Raw genomic sequence first — 15,833 nt, forward strand, 5'->3', positions numbered from 1 at the left:
CAGGTGACGGAAATTCAGGCGTACACTTTCTCTTTATATTCGCATAAATCTTCGATAAGACACGAACCGCAGCGGGGTTTACGGGCGATACAGGTATAACGTCCGTGCAGGATCAGCCAGTGGTGGCAATCCACCTTAAACTCCGCCGGCACCACCTTCAGCAGCTTTTCTTCAACCTGCTCAACATTCTTACCCGGTGCGAAATTCGTGCGGTTACAGACGCGGAAAATATGCGTATCGACGGCAATGGTCGGCCAGCCGAAAGCGGTATTGAGCACCACGTTGGCGGTTTTACGCCCCACGCCAGGCAGCGCTTCCAGCGCGGCTCTGTCTTCCGGCACTTCGCCGCCGTGCTGTTCCAGCAGGATACGGCAGGTTTTAATCACGTTCTCGGCCTTGCTGTTAAACAGGCCAATGGTTTTGATGTACGACTTCACGCCGTCCACGCCCAGCTCCAGCATCGCCTGCGGCGTATTGGCGACAGGGTAGAGCTTCGCCGTCGCTTTGTTGACGCTCACGTCGGTGGCCTGGGCGGAGAGCAGCACCGCGATGAGCAGCTCAAAAGGGGAGTTGAAATTCAGCTCCGTTGTCGGATGCGGGTCGTTATCACGCAGACGAGTCAGGATCGTGATGCGTTTCTCTTTATTCATACAGCCTTCTCAGGGAGTCCTTCCTGCACGCTACGCTCGGCGGCGCGGCGTTTACGCTTCTCATCAATGAGGTATTTTAACGCCAGCATCATACCAAGGCCAATAAATGCGCCCGGCGGCAGCATCGCCAGCAGGAACGGCGTATCCGTGTGGAAGACCTCAATACGCAGGGCCTTCGCCCAGCCGCCCAGCAGTGCGTCAGCGCCGTCAAACAGGGTACCGTTACCGAGGATCTCACGCATCGAGCCCAGCACAAACATCGCGCAGGTGGCACCCATGCCGATGGCAAAGCCATCCAGCGCCGAGATCAGCGGATCGTTCTTCACCGCAAAAGCTTCTGCGCGGCCCACGACGATACAGTTGGTCACAATCAGCGGAATAAAAATCCCCAGCGACTGATAAAGCCCGAACGCGTAGGCGTTGATCAGCATCTGCACGATACTCACCACCGAGGCGATGATCATCACGTAAATCGGAATACGAATCTCCGACGGTGTCCAGCGACGCAGGGCGGAGATCGACAGGTTGGTCAGGGTCAGCACCAGCGTGGTCGCCAGTCCAAGGCCGAGGGCGTTCGTGGCAGTGGATGTCACCGCCAGCAGCGGGCACATCCCCAGCAGCTGGACCAGCGCGGAGTTGTTCTTCCAGAGACCCTGGACAATAACCTCTTTAACCTGGCTCATGATTACTCCTCACAGGCAGGAAGATTGTTGATTTGCGCAGGCAGCGTTTCGGCGTACAGCCCCGCGCGTTTCACCGCATTCACCACGGCGCGTGGCGTGATGGTCGCGCCGGTAAACTGGTCGAACTCACCGCCGTCTTTTTTGACGGCAAAGGCGGTGTCATTCTCATCATGAATCACTTTTCCGGCAAAATGTAAAATCCAGTCGCTGAGGCGAAGCTCGATTTTATCCCCCAGACCAGGCGTTTCGTGGTGCTGCGTCACACGGGTGCCGAGAACCGTACCAGAGAAGTCGGTGCCGACCAGCAGTTGAATCGCGCCAGAGTAGCCGTCCGGTGCGGTCGCTTCCATCACGGCACCCACGGCGGTATCCCCTTTACGGGCGATGAAAACGCGGTGTTCACCTTTGCCTAACTGCGGCGCCTGCACGATAAAGCAGCTTTTCTGCAGGTCATTATCGTAGAAATCTGACGGAATCACCTGATCGAACAGCGCCTTTTGCTGTTTCGATGCCTGTTCATCAATCGTCGTTTTGGTCATTTCATTCACCAGCGCGGTCAGCCCCGTCAGGGCAGCGGCGAAGATCGCCAGCGTCACGCCGTGTTTTTGCATTGTTTTTAGCATGGCGAATCCCTTAGCGGTGGCCATACACGCGAGGACGCGTGTAGTAGTCGATAAGCGGCACCGTGATATTGGCCAGCAGTACGGCGAACGCCACGCCATCTGGATAGCCGCCAAAACTGCGGATCAGCCAGACCAGCAGCCCCGCCAGCGCGCCAAAAATCAGGCGTCCACGGTTGGTGGTCGATGCGGTCACCGGGTCGGTCAGAATAAAGAAGGCGCCCAGCATGGTTGCGCCGGAGAGCAGATGCATCTGCGGGCTTGGCAGCGGCTCGGACGAGAACATCCAGCCGAGCGTGGCACAGATCGTCAGCGTCACCAGGAAGCTCACCGGAATGTGCCAGCGAATCGTCTTCTTCCACAGCAGGAACACGCCGCCCAACAGATAGGCGATATTAACCCACTGCCAGCCAGCGCCCGCCAGCATGCCGCTGTAGATTGGGTACGCCATGATCTGCTCAACGCTGTGACCGGCATGCAACGACGTTTTAAAGGTGTCGAGCGGCGTCGCCTGGCTGATACCATCCACGCCCATACGCAGGGTGGTCATGTCGCCACCCGTTGCCGTGTGGCCGGTGAAGATCACCTGAAGCGCATCCATAAATCCCGGTACCGTTGCGGCAATCTCGTGCGGCGGCAGCCAGCTGGTCATCTGCACCGGGAAGGAGATCAGCAAGACCACATAGCCGATCATCGCCGGGTTAAACGGGTTATGCCCCAGGCCGCCGTACAGCTGTTTGGCAATAATGACCGCGAAAACGGTACCCAGTACCACCATCCACCAGGGGGAAAACGGCGGAATACTGATCGCCAGTAACAGGCCCGTCAGCAGGGCTGAGTTATCGGCTAGAATGCGGGGAACAGGCATTTTTCGAAGCTTAAGCACCAGCGCTTCGGCGGCCAGCGCACTGACGCAGCCGAGGACAATCTGAAACAGCGTCCCCCAGCCAAAAAAACAGAACTGCACGGCAATGCCCGGTAAGGCTGCCAGGCAGACCAGCATCATAATGCGCGACGTCTGGCGCTGGTTATGGGTGTAAGGGGAACTTGCGATTCTGAAAACCATTTAATCCTCGTTTACTGCCTGCTGTGCGGCTTTCTTAGCCTGAACGCGTGCAATCGCGGCGGCGACTGCGGCTTTGCGTGGGTCGTCATTGGCGGCGGGTTCGGGGTCCTGCTGGGCCGCTTTACGCGCTTTGGCGCGAGCAATGGCGGCTTCAACGGCCGCTTTGCGCGGATCGACAGGGGTTTCCTGCTCGACGCTCTTTTCCTGTTGCTCCGCTTTACGCGCTTTGGCGCGAGCAATGGCGGCCTCAACGGCGGCTTTGCGCGGATCGACAGGCGGTTCCTGCTCGACGCTCTTTTCCTGTTGTTCCGCTTTACGTGCTTTCGCACGAGCGATGGCGGCCTCAACGGCGGCTTTGCGCGGATCGACAGGCGGTTCCTGCTCGACGCTCTTGTCCTGTTGCTCCGCTTTACGCGCTTTGGCGCGGGCAATCGCCGCTTCAACCGCTGCTTTACGCGGATCGTTCTCAGCGTTCGGCTGTGCGTCCTGGGCTTTTTCTGCCTGACGGGCGCGGGCCTGCGCTTTGCGCGCTTCACGTGCGGCGATGGCTTCGCTGTTGTCTGGTTTTTCACCGGCCGGAATGATCACCGGCTGTGCGGCAGAGGCTTTCTTCTCACGCACCCGCGCCAGCGCGGCGTTAATGGCATCCTGATCTTTTTCGGCTGGCTGAACGGCAGCCTTTTTATGACGTTCCTGACGCGCCAGTTTCTCACGCTCAAGACGCGCCTGACGCGCTTCAAAGCGGGCTTTGGCTTCGGCGGCACGTTTGTCTTCCAGCGAAATGGCGTAGATCTCGGCTTTTTCCTGACGGAAATACTGCACCAGCGGAATGCTGCTTGGGCAGACCCAGGCGCAGGCCCCGCACTCAATGCAGTCGGCCAGATTGTGGGCTGTGGCTTTATCGTGCAGCTGGCCTTTGCTGAACCAGTACAACTGCTGCGGCAGCAGATCGGCCGGACAAGCGTCGGCGCAGGCGCTACAGCGGATACAGCCTTTTTCTTCCTGCTCTTCGCCCATCTCGCTTGCGGAAGGGGCCAGCAGACAGTTGGTGATTTTGACGACCGGAACGTCCAGCCAGGGCAGGGTAAAGCCCATCAGCGGCCCGCCCATGATGACCATTTGATCGCTGCCCGGACAGAACCCGGCCTGCTCCAGCAAATGGCGCACCGGCGTACCCAGCCGCGCCCAGACGTTACCCGGCTGCGAAACGGACTCGCCGGTGAGCGTCACTACGCGTTCGGTCAACGGTTCCCCGTCGATCACCGCGCGTTTCACCGCGTAAGCCGTACCGACGTTCTGCATCAGCACGCCAATGTCAGAAGAGCGGCCGCCGTGCGGAACCTGTTTCCCAGTCAGAATTTGCGTCAGCTGTTTTGCGCCGCCGGACGGGTATTTAGTGGGAATAACGCGCAGGCCAATGTCGTGGCTGCCCGCCAGCACCGCACGCAGCATGGAGATCGCCTGCGGTTTGTTATCTTCAATGCCGATCAGCACTTCGCGCGGCTGCAAAATATGGGCAAGGATGCGAATCCCTTCGACGACCTGCGCGGCGCAGTCCTGCATCAGGCGGTCATCAGCGGTGATGTAAGGCTCGCACTCTGCGGCGTTGATAATCAGGGTCTGAATTTTATCGCCACCACCGCGCAGCTTGGTGCCGGTCGGGAAGCCTGCGCCGCCGAGACCGGCCACGCCGAACTGGTGGATGCGCTCGATCAGGGCTTCGCGGCTCTGGGCGCGGTAATCGCTCCAGCCGTCGCGGTCGATCCAGCGGTCTTCACCGTCCGGCTCGATCATGACGCTTAATTCGGCCAGTGCCGAAGGGTGGGGAACCGTATGGGGGGCAATCGCCACCACTTTCCCGGAGGTCGGTGCGTGGACCGGCAGCATACGCCCGCGTCCAAAGGTCAGTTGCTGACCGCGCAGCACGTTGTCACCGACTTTCACGCACAGCTCGCCTTCCGCACCGATGTGCTGTTTCAGCGGCATGACGAACCGGTTTGCTAACGGGATCTGGCGCAGCGGCGTGCCGCTGGACTGGGTTTTCATCTCTGGCGGATGAATCCCGCCGTCGAAATCCCAAATCTTCTCTTTTCTGAACGCAGAAAATAACTTAAACATGGTGTTCCACAGGAATTATACGAACCGGAATGGTTTGAAGATCCCACTTCCAGCTGTCGGGAGTCGTTTCGACCGGACGCAGCTCGATGCATTGCGTCGGGCAGGGGGCCACACAAAGATTGCAGCCCGTACAAAGATCCGCCATCACGGTGTGCATCGCGCGGGTTGCGCCAACAATGGCGTCCACCGGGCAGGCCTGAATACACTTGGTGCAGCCGATGCAGTTTTCTTCGTCGATGACCGCCAGCACGCGCGCAGGTTCTTGTGCGCTCTCGTCGCCATCAACAGGCTGCGGATCAACGTTAAGCAGCGCCGCGATTTTTAACATCACGGCTTCGCCACCCGGCGCACAGCGGTTAATTTTTTCACCGTTGCCTACCGCCTCAGCATAGGGACGGCAGCCAGGATAGCCGCATTGCCCACACTGGCTTTGCGGCAGGAGGTCATCGATTTTTTCGACGACAGGATCGCCTTCAACCGCAAAACGGCGCGAGGCGTAACCCAGAATAATGCCAAAAAACAGCCCCAACACGCTGATGGCGGCGATGGCAATCCAGATAGCATTCATTACAACTTCACCAGACCACTGAAGCCCATAAAGGCCAGAGACATCAAACCCGCGGTGACCAGTGCAATGGCGTTACCGCGAAAAGGCGCCGGAATATCGGCTGCGGCCATGCGTTCACGAATAGAGGCAAACAGCACCATGACCAGCGAGAAACCGACCGCCGCGGAGAAACCGTACAGGGCCGATTGCAGGAAATTATGCCCAAGGTTGATGTTGAGCAGCGCCACGCCGAGCACGGCGCAATTGGTGGTAATCAGCGGCAGGAAAATGCCGAGCAGGCGATAGAGCGCCGGGCTGGTTTTGCGCACCACCATTTCCGTAAACTGCACCACAAAGGCAATCACGAGAATAAACGCCAGCGTGCGCAGATAGATCAGGCCGAGGGGGATCAATATCCAGGTATCAATCCACCATGCGCAAATAGAGGCCAGTGTCATCACGAAGGTGGTTGCCAGTCCCATGCCCATTGCGGTTTCCAGCTTTTTGGAAACCCCCATGAACGGGCACAGGCCAAGGAACTTCACCAGCACGAAGTTATTCACCAGCACAGTTCCGACAAAGAGCAGTAAGTAATCGGTCATTATTTAGCCTGAAATAAAAAAGCCGCCTATTATCGGATAAACCACAACGGGCGACAACAGGATAACTGTAGGGTTATTACGGGTTCACGAAGGTCTTTTTGACCCGGGCGGAACGCCTGAAGTAGGGCGCGAAGAGCGCAGCGGCCAGCAGCGGGAACAGCAGCTGGCGCACAGCCAGTAAGTCCGAAACCGGTGAAAAGGCAAAGGCCTTGATCGCCAACAGCACAGAGATCAGCAGCCAGATAATATAGTGCTTAGGCACTTTCTGACGGCGTTTAAAGAACGCAATGGTCAGCCAAAGGGTGTAATACCACATGGCAATGGCAAAACCGAAGGAGATAAACCACAGCGCAATATTCATTGTGCTCTGGGAGGTCAGATTCTTAAGCGCATACGGCGTCACGAGAGCCGTTGTATACAGCAGCAGCGCAAGCGATGCGCTTAACAAAGCCACCAGTAACCAGGCGAGTGGGGCGAGTAACCAGCCTCCGATTTTTTCTCCAGGCGATGCGGTCATGTTATCTCCCTCAGTCTGCACGAAATGATACCCGGCAAATTTACCGGGGCGTGAGTATATAACATTTCGCGCCGATGGCTACCGTCTTACAGCACGTAGCGCCAAACTGATTTAGGGACTTCGCCGATATTGAACAAACGACCGCCGGAAACCAGCTCTGCGCGACGATGATCGGCAGCGCGGTACATATTGATGATGTCCTGATTATCGGTCAGCGTGTAGTTCAAATGATCAAACAGTTTTTCCAGGCTCTCGAGAGAACTGATCTTGCGAAATTTTAATAAATAATCCTGAACTGTCATTTAATAAGCTTCCATTTTTAAAAGTAAATTTTATCAGTAGGGTAATTCGCTCGAATAATAAACGGATAAATAAAGACGTAAACAACCCACTTAAGGGTTAAGACTAAATTAGGAGTTTTCTTTGAAAGTTTCAGGCGTCGGACGACGCCTGCAGAAGAAGGTTAACTCTGATGACCGTGGCTGGCAACCGGCAACTGACAGGATATGTCACTCTTTTGCCAGCAGAACTTATTTGGTCTGAGACGCCGCAACCGGTTCTGGTGGCTGGTAGTTATCTATATGGCTGGCAACGCCGAGTAAAATGACGGAAACACCCAGGACAACCCATCCTGCTAATTCAACGATTCGATTGATAATTGACGTCATGATTCTTGTTTGTGATTTATCCATAAATACAGATTGAGAATGTTACAGCGCGATTTCCGCTATCGCAAGTCCTTTGGGAACGGTTTCTATGTATGAATTCAGCAGGTTATATAATTGTAACAAAGACCGCTGGTCAGTCGTGCTGTTTTACTTTTTGTAATCCATTACAAAACGGTTGTGACAGGCTTGTTGATAGTGTGAAATGAGTGAAAGACAAGACGAGAGGCAACGACATGAGTGACAAAATCCGCGTCGGATTAATTGGTTATGGTTATGCGAGCAAGACGTTTCACGCACCGCTGATTGCCGGTACGCCTGGAATGGAGCTGGCGGCGGTTTCAAGCAGCGATGCGTCGAAAGTGCATGCTGACTGGCCTGCGGTTCCGGTAGTGTCTGAACCTAAGCACCTGTTTAACGATCCGAATATCGATTTAATCGTGATCCCCACGCCAAACGACACCCACTTCCCGCTGGCGAAAGCGGCGCTGGAAGCGGGTAAGCATGTGGTGGTGGATAAGCCCTTTACCGTGACGCTGTCTCAGGCACGTGAGCTGGATGTGCTGGCAAAAAGTCTGGGACGTCTGCTGTCGGTGTTCCACAACCGTCGCTGGGACAGTGATTTCCTCACACTTAAGGCGCTGATGAACGAAGGGACGCTGGGTGAAGTGGCGTACTTCGAATCCCATTTCGATCGTTTCCGCCCACAGGTACGTAACCGCTGGCGCGAGCAGGCCGGTCCGGGCAGCGGTATCTGGTACGATCTGGCCCCGCATCTGCTGGATCAGGCGGTGAATCTGTTTGGTCTGCCGGTCAGCATGACGGTCGATCTGGCGCAGCTGCGCCCGGGCGCACAGGCCACGGACTATTTCCACGCGATTTTGACCTATCCGCAGCGTCGTGTGGTGCTGCACGGTACCATGCTGGCGGCGGCCGAATCTGCGCGCTATATCGTGCACGGCACGCGCGGGAGCTACGTGAAGTTTGGTCTGGATCCGCAGGAAGACCGTCTGAAAAACGGCGAACGCCTGCCGCAGGAAGACTGGGGCTACGATATGCGTGACGGCGTGTTAACGCGTGTCGAAGGGGAGGAGCAGGTGCAGGAAACCTGGCTGACTCTGCCGGGGAACTATCCGGCCTACTATGCGGCGATCCGCGATGCCCTGAACGGCACGGGTGAAAACCCGGTTCCGGCGAGCCAGGCGATTCAGATTATGGAACTGATTGAGCTGGGCATCGAATCAGCGAAACACCGCTCGACGCTCTGTCTGGCGTAATAAAAAAGGCCGGCAAATTTGCCGGCCTTTTACTTCTTAGCCTGCGACTTTATCGCGCAGGGCCTGTTTTTCAGCCGCGCTCAAGAACGCAATTTCCAGGCCGTTGATCTGCGCCTGACGAATCTCTTCGCGGCTCAGTCCCGCCTGCGGCGCGGCAACATTATACTCATGGATAATATCGACCCCCTGAACTGCCGGATCGTCGGTGTTAAGCGTTGCCAGCACGCCGTGCGCGAGGAACGTCTTCAGCGGATGCTGCGCCAGCGAAGCAACGGTGCTGGTCTGAATGTTAGACGTCAGACAGGATTCGATGCCGATGCGCTGCTCGACCAGGAAATCCATCAGCGCCCGGTCTTCAACAGCTTTCACACCGTGGCCGATACGCTCGGCACCCAGCTCACGAATTGCCTGCCAGATGCTTTCCGGACCGGCCGCTTCGCCCGCATGAACGGTAACATGCCAGCCCGCGTCGCGCGCACGGTTGAAATGAGAGAGGAACAGGCTGCCGGGGAAGCCAAGTTCATCACCCGCCAGATCGACGGCGGTGATCTGATCGCGATGGGCCAGCAGCGCCTCCAGCTCCTGCAGACAGGCCGCTTCACCGAAGGTACGGCTCATAATGCCAATCAGATTCGCTTGTACGTTAAACGCCTTACAGCCTTCGCGCACGCCTGCGATAACCGCTTCCACCACGCCGTCGACGGGCAGATTGTGGGTCATCGCCATATAGCCTGGGGAAAAACGCAGTTCGACATAATGCAGGCCATTGCGCGCCGCATCTTCGATATTTTCGAACGCCACGCGACGGCAGGCATCCAACGACGCCAGCACTCTCACGCCCCAGTCCAGTTTGCTAAGGAAGCTCACCAGATCCGGCTCGTTCGCTGTGACCTGGACGTGGGGAATAAGTGTCTCAATAGTTTGAGCGGGCAGGGACAAATTAAACTGGCGGCCAAGATCGAGAATGGTTTGGGCACGAATGTTGCCATCAAGGTGACGGTGAATATCGGTAAGGGGAAGGCGGGTATCAATCATGGTCGCACTCATTTTCTGGTTAAAGTGCGCCACATTATAAAAACATTTGCGGGTAAAAAGCTATTTGCGCAATGGAATATTCCATTGCGCAATCTGTTACAGCAGAGAATGAATCCCCGCAATCAGCCGCTCAACGCCCTGTTCCAGTTTACTGCGTGGACATCCGGCATTCAGTCGCACATACCCGTTACCCTCCACGCCGTACGTGTAACCTGGCATGATCGCGACTTTTTGCTGCTCAATGAGTACGTTCTGCAGCGCTTTGTCGTCGATACCGAGCGCGCTCAAATCAATCCATGCCAGATAGGTCGCTTCCGGCGGCTGCCAGTTCAGCTGCGGGAATGCAGCGTTGAGTTGCTCAGCCACATAGCGCAAATTTGCCTCCAGATACGCGCGAAGGGCATCCAGCCACGGCTCGCCCTGCTGATAGGCGGCGATATGCGCCGTCAGTGCCAGCACGGACGGAGATGAAAGCCCGTCGCGGCCCTTAAGGGCGTTAAGATAGCGTGCGCGACTTTCATCGTCGCCGATCAGCCCGTATGCCCCGGTAAGCGCCGGAATATTAAAGCTCTTGGAGCCTGACGTTAGCAGCGCCCATTTGCTGCGCGCCACCTCGTTCCACGGCGTATGCTGGTGGTCGCTCCACACCATATCCATGTGGATTTCGTCGCTGATCACCGCCACATCGTAGCGCGCGCACAGCTCGGCCATGGTGTTCAGCTCGTCGTGCGTCCAGACTTTACCGGTCGGATTTTGCGGGCTGCACAGCAATAAAATCGTGTTTTCCGGTTTCGCCAGCGCGGCTTCCAGGCTGGCCATATCGCACTCCCAGCCGGCTGTGTTTTTTTGCATAGCGACCGGAACGACGTTGCGATCGTTGCCCTGGATGGCGTTGTAAAACGCATCATAGGCGGGGGTATGCACCACGATGCCGTCGCCGGGTTTAGACCACACGCGGATCAGCTCGGAAACCATATAAATGACCGACGGACCGTACACCAGGGTGTTCGTATCAATCTGGCTGTGAAAACGCTGCTGGAACCAGTGCGCAACGGCGGCGAGAAATTCGTCATTTTTCCAGCGGCTGTAGCCAAACACGCCATGACTGATGCGCTGATTCAGTGCGTCGATGATGCACGGTGCGGTGGCAAAATCCATATCGGAAATGGTAAAGGGCAGCAGATCGTCGGCACCGAAACGGTCGGCGACGTAATCCCATTGGGTACACCAGGTCCCGTGGCGATCGACGACGGTTGAAAAATCAAACATAGCGCTCGTCCTTAAAGTCAAAACCCCCTTCGCCAGAAGGGGGTGAGGTGTCAGGCTTCTACCGTACGCATCAGCGTCGATAGCTCATCTTTAACCGACTGGACCTGCGGCCCAATCACCACCTGCAAATTATGCTGATTTAACTGTACCACGCCGATGGCCCGGTTGGCCTTCAGGGCGTTGGTATCCACCTTCGACATATCGTTCACCGACAGACGCAGGCGGGTGATGCAGTTATCGAGAGACGTGATGTTATCCGCGCCGCCCAGTGCCGCCAGAATCGCTGGCGTGTTGTAGCCGGATTTACCGACGGTACCCACAACGGCTTGTTCCACGCTGCTGGCGGTATCGGTATCGCGGCCCGGTGTTTTCAGATTAAAGCGGGTGATGGCGAAGCGGAAGATACCGTAGTAAACCGCAAACCAGATAGCCGCCACAACCGGCACCAGATACCACTTGGTCGACAGACCGTGCAGGATGCCAAACACCACGAAGTCAATCACGTTGCCGTCGGTGTTACCGATGGTCACACCCAGCACCGCCATCACGGTGAAGCCCAGACCGGTCAGCACGGCGTGGATGAGATACAGCACCGGTGCAACGAACAGGAACAGGAACTCGATTGGCTCAGTCGTTCCGCCTACCACGCAGGCGATGACGCCGGAGATCAGCAGGCCTTTAATTTTATGACGGTTTTCAGGACGTGCGCAGTGGTACATTGCCAGCGCCGCACCCGGCAGGCCGCCCAGGAAGGCCGGCATTTTACCCTGAGACAGGAAGCGGGTCGCACTTTCAGAGAAGCCGTGGGTGGTCGGGCAGCTCAGCTGAGCCTGGAAGATAGTCAGCGCGCCACTCACGTCGTGGCCGCACACGTCCATCGTGCCGCCCGCTTCGGTAAAGCGAATCAGCGCGACCAGAATGTGCTGTAAACCGAACGGCAGCAACAGACGTTCACCGGTACCGAAAATCATCGGGCCGAAATCGCCTGCGCTGTTGATGATGCGGCCAATCGCCGTAATCCCCATCGCGAAGACCGGCCAGATCAATGGGATCACCAGACCAAACAGACCCATGACCACCAGGGTGACAATCGGCACAAAGCGGGTACCGCCGAAGAAGGCCAGGGCGTCCGGCAGACGGATATTGTGGAAGCGCTCGTGCAGCATCCAGATAATCACACCGGCAATAACCGCACCGAGGATCCCGGTGTCGATCGACTGAATACCCAGCAAGCTCTGAATGTTGTTCGCTTTCAGCACTGCCGCGTCGGTGGTGGGCAGAATGCCTTTCGCGGTCAGCCAGAAATTCACCGCCAGGTTCATCACCGCGTAGCCGACAAAACCGGCAAACGCCGCCACGCCTTTGTTCTCGCGCGCCAGCCCCAGCGGGATAGCGATACAGAACATGACGGGCAGGAAGCTAAAGGCAAAGGAGCCGACTTTACTCATCCAGATGAAGATCGCCTGCAGCACCGGGTTGCCGAGGAAGGGGATCAGGGTAATGACATCATGGCTGCTGAGTGAGCTGCCGATCCCGAGCATGATCCCGCAAAAAGAGAGCAGAGCCACCGGCAACATAAAGGTTTTACCCAGTTGCTGGAAAAACTCCCACAGCGATATTTTTTGTGCTGCTTTCGCCGTCATAAAACGACTCCTTGATGGTTAAAAGGGTTTTATCTGTTTTCACTGTGGCGAGAAGATAAAACGTTTTACCAAACTTTAGTGCGCGCTGAATCACATTCTCATGCTTTAATTAGCAGTATAAATAGAACCTATTGATAAAACGTTTTATCTGACTGCACATCAGGGAGTTGCGCGTTCACATGTCTGTTGCGAAGAAGATCACCATCAATGATGTTGCGCTGGCTGCCGGGGTATCGGTCAGCACCGTTTCGCTGGTCTTAAGCGGAAAAGGGCGCATTTCTCCCGCGACGGGCCAGCGTGTGAACGAGGCGGTTGAGCAACTGGGGTTTGTGCGTAATCGCCAGGCAGCGTCTCTGCGCGGCGGGCAGAGCGGCGTGATTGGCTTGATCGTGCGCGATCTGACGTCGCCGTTTTATGCAGAACTCACCGCCGGGCTAACGGAAGCGCTGGAAGCGCAGGGGCGGATGGTCTTTTTACTCCACGGCGGGCGCGAAGCGGATCAACTGCTCTCCCGGCTGGATATGCTGCTGACGCAGGGCGTGGACGGCGTGATTATCGCGGGGGCGTCTGGCGTGGGGAGCGAGCTGTGCGAGCGCGCGGCACAGAAGGGCGTTCCGCTGGTGTTTGCCTCACGTGCCAGCTATCTCGATGAAGCCGATACCCTGCGTCCCGATAACATGCAGGCCGCACAAATGTTGACCGAGCATCTGATTCGTCGCGGGCATCAGCGCATCGCCTGGCTGGGCGGCAAGAGTTCGTCCCTTACGCGCGCCGAACGCGTGGGTGGTTACTGCTCGACGCTGATCAAATACGGTCTGCCGTTCCACAGCGAATGGGTGGTTGAGTGCGAATCGAGCCAGAAAAAAGCCGCCGAGGCGATGGGCGCGCTGCTGCGCAGTAATCCCACCATCAGCGCGGTGATCTGTTACAACGATATTATCGCCATGGGGGCCTGGTTTGGCCTGCTCCGCGCCGGACGTCAGAGCGGTGAGGGTGGCGTAGAGACCTTCTTCGACCAACAGGTGGCGCTGGGTGCTTTTGCGGATGTCGGGGAAAACGCGCTGGACGATCTGCCTATTGTCTGGGCGACAACGCCCGCGCGCGAGATGGGTTACACCCTGGCAGACCGCATGATGCAGCGAATTGAGAAATCAGACGTCCAGGCCGGGCATCAAATCGTGTCGGCGCGACTGGTAACGACGAAATAACGATGTGAATCAACGTGCCGCACGGTTTTGCGGCTTTTTCGCCAGATGAGTCAAAATCGTCTGGCCGATGTAATTACTCCAGTTGAAACTGTTTTGCAGCACAATCACCGCATTTTGATTCTGTTTATCAAAGCCAATGTAACTGGAATACCCGCCAATATACCCCACCTGATAGGTCATTTTCTGGCCGTCCGTCTCATCACTCACCCACGCGATATTGGCGGCCTCTTTGTGCCGATAATAGTAAGTACGGGTGACGTCCATGAAAGCCTGGTTGATCGCCTTATCCTGCGTCGCGCTGATGTGCGCCCGGGCGTAGGCCGCCAGATCGCGAGCGCTACTGTAGAGGCTTGCCGCTGCGGTCATGTTGTGCTGAAAATGCCAGTCCGGCGTCAGTTCGCCACGGCGTATAAATTTAGGTTGATCTCCTGCGTGGCCGAGCGCACGCCTCGGGTATGACGCCAGTATTTCCGGCGTATAGCTGGAGTTTTGCATGTCGAGTGGCTGAAAAATCAGCCGCTGGGCCAGGGCTTCGATCGATTCCCCCGTCTTTCTGTGCAGAATATAGCCGAGGAGGGCATAGCCGATGTTTGAATACTGCGGTTCGTGTGAGTCAGGCGCAGAGAAATCGCGCAGGTAATTGAGTACGTTATCGCTGTCGAGTTCTGAATAGAAGTTCTCGCCGGTAATGAAATAGCGCACAAGATTTTCGAGAGTCAACAGATCCATCGGCTGGCGCGGTAAGCCAGAGGTGTGAGTGACTAGCTGCAAAAGGGTGATGTTTTGCGCGTCAGCACTTAAGGGTGTGCCGTCAGGCAGTAAGGTCGCGAGCGTATCCGTCCAGCGGAGTTTGCCCTCATTGACCAGCAGGGTCGTGACTTCGGCGGTGACACCTTTGCTCAGTGAGCCGAGTGCAAAGAGGGTATCCGGGGTGACGGGGTACTGGTTTTTTGCGTCGGTTACGCCGTAGCTGTGAAATTCGGTGGGGCCGTTATGCTGAATAATGGCGACGATCATCCCGGTCACCTCTTTTTCTTGCATGTACTGCTGGATCATCGGGTCGATCCCGCGACCGTAGTATCCGACCACAACGCGGGTACTCTTTTGTTCCGGCATATCCATTTGCGATAACGTACTGTTTCCACAGCCAGCTAACACCAACAGGGACAAAAGCAGTAATGGTGTTTTAATGTTCATTCTTAAAAGCTGTCTGTGCCGCCGTCCAGGAAAAATAGAGCGCGCAGTATACAAAAATGCGGCCCGGCAGGCGCCTGTTTTTCACGCTTTTAGGCAGAGGGCATCAGGAGGCGGTGATCCAGATCAAGAGCCTTGCCCGCCTTACGAGGCATATTCTGCGCTCCTGTTAAGTTCTGTAAAACGATTACCGCCATGCAACTCTGTAAAACCCTGCTCGCTTTAGCCTTTGTTCCCGCCATCTCCTTTGCCGCCAGCAATATAGAAGTCGGTTTTTCACCGGAAGGGGGCGCCCAGGAGCTGGTGCTCAAAACCATCAATGACGCGACAAAATCGATCCGCATGATGGCCTTTTCGTTTAGCGCCCCGGATATCATGAACGCGCTGGTGGCGGCGCAGAAGCGCGGCGTCGATGTGCAAATCGTGATAGATCAGAACGGCAATGTCAGCGGCAAAAGCCTGCAGGCGATGCGCTATGTGGCACACAACGGCGTTAAGCTCAGAACGGATAATCACTACCGTATTCAACACGATAAAGTGATTATTGTAGACGGGAGTACGGTCGAAACCGGGTCATTTAACTTTGCCAAAACGGCGGAGTCTAAGAATTCGGAAAACGTAATTGTGATTCACAACGCGCCGGATCTGGTGGCGGAGTATCTTGCGCACTGGGAAAACCGCTGGCAGCAAGGGGTGGATTTCTCTGCGTAAAACTGCCGGGTGGCACAGCGCACCCGGC

At 56.5% G+C, this 15,833-nt stretch carries 17 protein-coding genes; 3 read left to right on the forward strand and 14 right to left on the reverse strand.

Annotated elements, in window-relative coordinates:
* Nucleotides 1-14: 14 nt before the first annotated feature.
* The 10 genes from nth to blr form a co-directional block, all read right to left on the reverse strand.
* The gene (gene nth / locus ABIE11_RS01740) at nucleotides 15-650 is read right to left on the reverse strand and encodes an endonuclease III (protein ID WP_107703691.1); all 636 of its coding nucleotides are present in this window, start codon (nucleotides 648-650) and stop codon (nucleotides 15-17) included.
* On the reverse strand, nucleotides 647-1,333 hold the full coding sequence (locus tag ABIE11_RS01745; protein WP_100780386.1) for an electron transport complex subunit E: 687 nt from the start codon (nucleotides 1,331-1,333) through the stop codon (nucleotides 647-649). The genes nth and ABIE11_RS01745 overlap by 4 nt, the downstream gene beginning before the upstream one ends.
* Before the next feature lie 2 nt (nucleotides 1,334-1,335).
* Nucleotides 1,336-1,956, reverse strand: coding sequence for an electron transport complex subunit RsxG (gene rsxG / locus ABIE11_RS01750; protein ID WP_429183709.1), 621 nt, complete (start codon nucleotides 1,954-1,956; stop codon nucleotides 1,336-1,338).
* A gap of 10 nt (nucleotides 1,957-1,966) precedes the next feature.
* Nucleotides 1,967-3,019, reverse strand: coding sequence for an electron transport complex subunit RsxD (rsxD, locus tag ABIE11_RS01755; protein ID WP_429183711.1), 1,053 nt, complete (start codon nucleotides 3,017-3,019; stop codon nucleotides 1,967-1,969).
* On the reverse strand, nucleotides 3,020-5,137 hold the full coding sequence (gene rsxC, locus ABIE11_RS01760; protein ID WP_429183713.1) for an electron transport complex subunit RsxC: 2,118 nt from the start codon (nucleotides 5,135-5,137) through the stop codon (nucleotides 3,020-3,022).
* On the reverse strand, nucleotides 5,130-5,705 hold the full coding sequence (rsxB, locus tag ABIE11_RS01765) for an electron transport complex subunit RsxB (protein WP_100780382.1): 576 nt from the start codon (nucleotides 5,703-5,705) through the stop codon (nucleotides 5,130-5,132). The genes rsxC and rsxB overlap by 8 nt, the downstream gene beginning before the upstream one ends.
* A complete protein-coding gene (rsxA, locus tag ABIE11_RS01770) occupies nucleotides 5,705-6,286 on the reverse strand; it encodes an electron transport complex subunit RsxA (protein ID WP_100780381.1) in 582 nt (193 codons plus the stop codon). Before rsxA ends, rsxB begins: the two co-directional genes overlap by 1 nt.
* A 76-nt stretch (nucleotides 6,287-6,362) precedes the next feature.
* Nucleotides 6,363-6,803: a DUF2569 domain-containing protein gene (locus tag ABIE11_RS01775; RefSeq protein ID WP_100780380.1), complete on the reverse strand. Its 441-nt coding sequence runs from the start codon at nucleotides 6,801-6,803 to the stop codon at nucleotides 6,363-6,365.
* An 86-nt stretch (nucleotides 6,804-6,889) separates the two neighbouring features.
* Nucleotides 6,890-7,105: a transcription modulator YdgT gene (gene ydgT / locus ABIE11_RS01780; protein WP_064325909.1), complete on the reverse strand. Its 216-nt coding sequence runs from the start codon at nucleotides 7,103-7,105 to the stop codon at nucleotides 6,890-6,892.
* A 228-nt stretch (nucleotides 7,106-7,333) separates the two neighbouring features.
* Nucleotides 7,334-7,459, reverse strand: coding sequence for a division septum protein Blr (blr, locus tag ABIE11_RS01785; RefSeq protein WP_181827939.1), 126 nt, complete (start codon nucleotides 7,457-7,459; stop codon nucleotides 7,334-7,336).
* 245 nt (nucleotides 7,460-7,704) lie between these two features.
* Between blr and ABIE11_RS01790 the strand changes: the two genes are divergently transcribed.
* Complete coding sequence (locus ABIE11_RS01790) at nucleotides 7,705-8,745, forward strand: oxidoreductase (RefSeq protein ID WP_429183716.1); 1,041 nt, start codon at nucleotides 7,705-7,707, stop codon at nucleotides 8,743-8,745.
* 36 nt (nucleotides 8,746-8,781) lie between these two features.
* Here the strand turns inward: ABIE11_RS01790 and add are convergent, their stop codons facing one another.
* The 3 genes from add to malX form a co-directional block, all read right to left on the reverse strand.
* Nucleotides 8,782-9,780 carry an adenosine deaminase gene (gene add, locus ABIE11_RS01795; RefSeq protein ID WP_429183718.1) on the reverse strand — a complete coding sequence of 333 codons (999 nt, stop codon included), beginning with the start codon at nucleotides 9,778-9,780 and terminating at the stop codon, nucleotides 8,782-8,784.
* 96 nt (nucleotides 9,781-9,876) lie between these two features.
* Nucleotides 9,877-11,049: a MalY/PatB family protein gene (locus ABIE11_RS01800; protein ID WP_429183720.1), complete on the reverse strand. Its 1,173-nt coding sequence runs from the start codon at nucleotides 11,047-11,049 to the stop codon at nucleotides 9,877-9,879.
* Between the two features lie 50 nt (nucleotides 11,050-11,099).
* Nucleotides 11,100-12,692, reverse strand: a complete 1,593-nt coding sequence (gene malX / locus ABIE11_RS01805; RefSeq protein WP_429183722.1) for a maltose/glucose-specific PTS transporter subunit IIBC — start codon at nucleotides 12,690-12,692, stop codon at nucleotides 11,100-11,102.
* 179 nt (nucleotides 12,693-12,871) lie between these two features.
* Between malX and ABIE11_RS01810 the strand changes: the two genes are divergently transcribed.
* Entirely contained in the window at nucleotides 12,872-13,900 is a 1,029-nt protein-coding gene (locus ABIE11_RS01810) for a Mal regulon transcriptional regulator MalI (RefSeq protein ID WP_100780374.1), read from the forward strand.
* A gap of 9 nt (nucleotides 13,901-13,909) precedes the next feature.
* Here the strand turns inward: ABIE11_RS01810 and ABIE11_RS01815 are convergent, their stop codons facing one another.
* The gene (locus tag ABIE11_RS01815) at nucleotides 13,910-15,097 is read right to left on the reverse strand and encodes a serine hydrolase domain-containing protein (RefSeq protein WP_429183724.1); all 1,188 of its coding nucleotides are present in this window, start codon (nucleotides 15,095-15,097) and stop codon (nucleotides 13,910-13,912) included.
* A 192-nt stretch (nucleotides 15,098-15,289) separates the two neighbouring features.
* Between ABIE11_RS01815 and ABIE11_RS01820 the strand changes: the two genes are divergently transcribed.
* Entirely contained in the window at nucleotides 15,290-15,805 is a 516-nt protein-coding gene (locus tag ABIE11_RS01820; RefSeq protein ID WP_194514041.1) for a phospholipase D family protein, read from the forward strand.
* Nucleotides 15,806-15,833 lie beyond the last annotated feature (28 nt).

This window comes from Lelliottia sp. 489, from assembly GCF_050435885.1.
Lineage (GTDB): Bacteria > Pseudomonadota > Gammaproteobacteria > Enterobacterales > Enterobacteriaceae > Enterobacter > Enterobacter nimipressuralis.